Here is a 671-nt window from a genome sequence, read left to right as displayed (position 1 = left end):
GCAATGATCGTGGCAACCACACCGGCACCCACAGTACGACCACCTTCGCGGATAGCGAAACGCAGACCTTCTTCCATGGCGATGGGGGCGATCAGCTTCACGGTGATCGACACGTTGTCGCCAGGCATCACCATTTCCTTGCCTTCGGGCAGTTCGATGGAGCCGGTCACGTCAGTTGTACGGAAGTAGAACTGGGGACGGTAGTTGTTGAAGAAGGGAGTGTGGCGACCGCCTTCGTCCTTCGACAGCACGTAAACTTCAGCAGTGAAGTTGGTGTGGGGCTTGATGGAGCCGGGCTTGCACAGCACTTGGCCGCGTTCCACGTCTTCACGCTTAGTGCCGCGCAGCAGCAGACCCACGTTGTCGCCAGCTTGACCTTGGTCCAGCAGCTTGCGGAACATTTCCACGCCGGTGACGGTGGTCTTGACGGTGTCCTTGATACCGACGATTTCGATTTCTTCGCCGACCTTGACAATACCGCGTTCGATACGGCCAGTCACCACGGTACCGCGACCGGAGATGGAGAACACGTCTTCCACGGGCATCACGAAGGCGCCGTCAACAGCACGCTCGGGAGTGGGGATGTAGGTGTCCAGAGCTTCAGCCAGACGCAGGATAGCGGGTTCACCCTTGTCGGATTGGTCGCCTTCCAGAGCCAGCTTGGCAGAGCC

The 671-nt window shown here is 59.2% G+C and carries 1 protein-coding gene; it reads right to left on the bottom strand.

Translation table 11 applies throughout. The features are described from left to right. Positions 1 to 671, bottom strand: a 671-nt coding sequence (locus ACLBXN_RS24525) for an EF-Tu C-terminal domain-related protein (RefSeq protein ID WP_447613875.1), incomplete at both ends; no start/stop codon positions are given.

This window comes from Comamonas sp. C24C (assembly GCF_053345995.1).
This window is presented reverse-complemented; position numbering and strand designations above follow the sequence as displayed.